The organism is Amycolatopsis sp. NPDC051903 (genome assembly GCF_044452505.1).
Lineage (GTDB): Bacteria > Actinomycetota > Actinomycetes > Mycobacteriales > Pseudonocardiaceae > Amycolatopsis.
Window position 1 is genome coordinate 1 of sequence record NZ_JBITBT010000088.1, and the last position, 2812, is coordinate 2812.

The window sequence follows — 2812 nt, forward strand, 5'->3', positions numbered from 1 at the left end:
GGTCTTCGTCCTCCAGCAGCTCGGCGACGCCGCGCCGCACCACTTCGTGGTCGTCCACCAGGAAAACCCGCAACATCGGTCCTCCTCGCACCTCGGGCACAGCGGTGGCAGAAGCATATGCCCGCGACACAGCCAGCCAGTGAAGACCGAATTCAGCATCGGGTCGTATTTGACCCCTTTCAGCTGGGTACCGACCAGCTGAGCCGGGTCTTCCCGGATGCACGTTCGACGGTCAGTGCGCCGGTGCGTTCCCTTGCCTTCTGCCCCAACGCGGCCAGCTCTGGTGCCGCCGCCCGCGTCAGATCGCCCGGGCCGTCATACTGCACGACCGCCGTGAGCCGGTGCGGCGCCGCGCTGATCTCTACGTCCACCGCCGTGGCCGCGGCGTGAGCGGCGACGAGCCGCAGCGCCTCGACGACGAACGGGGCCACCGCGTCCTCTGGATAGGTGTCCAGCTTGCCGGTGAACCGGGTGGCCGGAATCAACCCCAGCGCCGGCGCTGCTTCCGACAGCACGCGCAGCACCTCGTCGCGCAGCGGCACCCGCCGGACCGGGGCCACGTCGTCGAGCCGGAAGACGGTTGCTTGCACGTGGTCGATGATGTCGTCCAGGCCGGCGATCGATTCGCGTAGCCGGGCCGCGACGATCGGAGACTTCGCCAGCCCCAGCGTGGTCTGCAACGACAGGGTCTCCGCATACAGGCGCCGCATGATCTCGCCGTGCAGTTCGGCCGCGATCCGATCGCGTTCGTCGTGCAGGGCGCTGAGCTGCTGCTCGGCCCTCGCCTGCGCCAGTTCGACCGCCACCGCAGCCTGGTCCGCGAACCCGGCGGCCATCTTCAGATCCTCGCCGGTGAACGGCGGCCGCCCGGTCCGGCGCGCGGCGGTCAGTATTCCGGTCACCCGACCGTGGCTGGTCAACGGCACCGCGAGCACGGCGTCGATGTCCAGCTCGATCACCGGTGCGCGGCCCAGCTGTTCCCGTTCTTTCGGCCACGAACCCACCCTCGCTTTCCCGGTTGCCATCACCGCGCCGGCCATCGTGGCTTCGGCGGGGATGAGCACGCCGAGCAACGCATCCGCTTCGAGGCCCACCGCCCGGTCTACGCGCAGCAAGTTCGCGTCGCCGCTCGGACGGATGATCGTGACCAGATCCGCGGCAGCCAATTCCCGCATGTGGCTCGCGACGAGATCCAGCGGGCTTCCCTGGTCGGGCGAGAGCAACTCACGGGCTATCGCGCCCGACGCACGGAGCCAGGCCTGCCGGCTCTGTGCGGTTTCGTACAACCGCGCGTTCTCGATGGCGCCGCCTGCCGTGGCGGCCAGCGCGAGCGCAAGCTGCTCGTCGTCAGCGCTGAACCGGCCCCGTGCCCCGTCGCACAGGTACAGATTGCCGAAGACGCTTTCCCGCACGCGGATCGGCACCCCGAGGAAGCTCTCCATCGGCGGGTGTCCCGGCGGGAACCCGATCGATCGCAGGTCGTCCTGGAGCCGGGTCAGCCGGATCGGCCGCGGGTCATCGATCAGCGCGCCGAGCAGACCTTCGCCCTCGGGCAGGTGCCCGATCCGGGTGATCGCGTCCGCATCCATGCCGCTGTGCACGAACTCCATCAGTCGCCCCTCCGCACCGATCACCCCCAGCGCCGCGTAACGTGCGCCGATCAGTTCGCGGGCGGCGTCGACGATCCGGCGCAGCAACGCCGGGAGGGCGAGGTCGCCGGTGATCATCTGCGTCGCTCGCAGCAGGCCTCTCAGACGGCCCTGGGTGCCGATGACTTCCTGGGCGCGTTCGACCAGCTGGCCCAGCAACTGGTCCAGCTCCAGCCGGGGCTCGTCGGGAAACGCCAACCCGCCGGACTCGGCTTCGTCGTCCTCGCTCACCCCGGCTCCCGCTTCTAGGAAAGCCTACGTCGTCGAAACCGCGGAGCGTTCCAGTGTCGACACATCAGTGGGAAAACGTCAACCCCGGCGCACTCCGGCCTCACAGCCGCTCTATCAACGAGCGAGATTGCGGTGAACGTTGTTCGGCCGACCAAGTCGTCGTAGTCCATTGGCCAGGTGGGACGTGTGCGATCGCTCGCCCACGACGTGATCGCAATACCCCGCACCTGCGCTGAGGTACGTCAGGTCGACGAGATCGACAGCTTCTCGCGGAGGACTTCTCCGAACAAGCCGAGCGCAGGCATGCGTGAGACGCCCCCTTCGCTGTTGTTGAGGCACCAGTCAGACATCTGTTCGGGCGTGATCCCGACTTGGGCGGACGCCGTTGCGAGTTCACCGCCGAGGTCCGTCATGAATTTCACGTGCGTCCGACGGCGCTTCAGCTCGTTTCCGCTCGGGTTGTCTCGCAGAAATTCGGTGAACCGCTGCAGGTCGGCTGCCCACCCGTCGACCGGGTTCATGGGAACGTGTCACCGTCGAGCATCGTGTCGATGATGCCACTGATGCACGTGAGGGCATGGATGACCCAATGCAACTCGGACGGCAGGTCCGTCGGGACTTCCGGCAGGCGCAGCTGCGTCCCCGCGTGAACGGCGTTGGGCTCGAGCGTGACGGCGGCCGGCGGCCGGCGGCAGCGGGCGAGGTACCGGGTCGTGAGGCCCTGCCGCAGTTCGAAGCGACGAAGATCCACCGGGTCGCGAAGCTGCCACCCCGCCGACAGCTGCACGATCGTCAGCGCACGCCAGTACCTCTGCTCCACGTCGCCCTGTTTGCAGGGCGGTTGAGGTGGGCGTAGACGAAGTTCAGCCCTGGCGAGGTCCCCCAGTGCCCGAGCAGGCGCGGTTTGACCTGGCCGGGCACGAGCGGCTCTC

The 2812-nt window shown here is 68.3% G+C and carries 3 protein-coding genes and 1 pseudogene; all 4 read right to left on the minus strand.

Annotated elements, in window-relative coordinates:
- Positions 1-179: 179 nt before the first annotated feature.
- The gene (locus ACIA77_RS52330) at positions 180-1880 is read right to left on the minus strand and encodes a GAF domain-containing protein (RefSeq protein WP_395893732.1); all 1701 of its coding nucleotides are present in this window, start codon (positions 1878-1880) and stop codon (positions 180-182) included.
- A gap of 242 nt (positions 1881-2122) precedes the next feature.
- Positions 2123-2401 (minus strand): hypothetical protein, encoded by a 279-nt coding sequence (locus tag ACIA77_RS52335; RefSeq protein ID WP_395893733.1) that lies wholly within the window; start codon positions 2399-2401, stop codon positions 2123-2125.
- On the minus strand, positions 2398-2700 hold the full coding sequence (locus ACIA77_RS52340; protein WP_395893734.1) for a hypothetical protein: 303 nt from the start codon (positions 2698-2700) through the stop codon (positions 2398-2400). The genes ACIA77_RS52335 and ACIA77_RS52340 overlap by 4 nt, the downstream gene beginning before the upstream one ends.
- 17 nt (positions 2701-2717) lie before the next feature.
- A pseudogene (locus ACIA77_RS52345) lies at positions 2718-2812 on the minus strand (hypothetical protein); the annotation flags it as partial.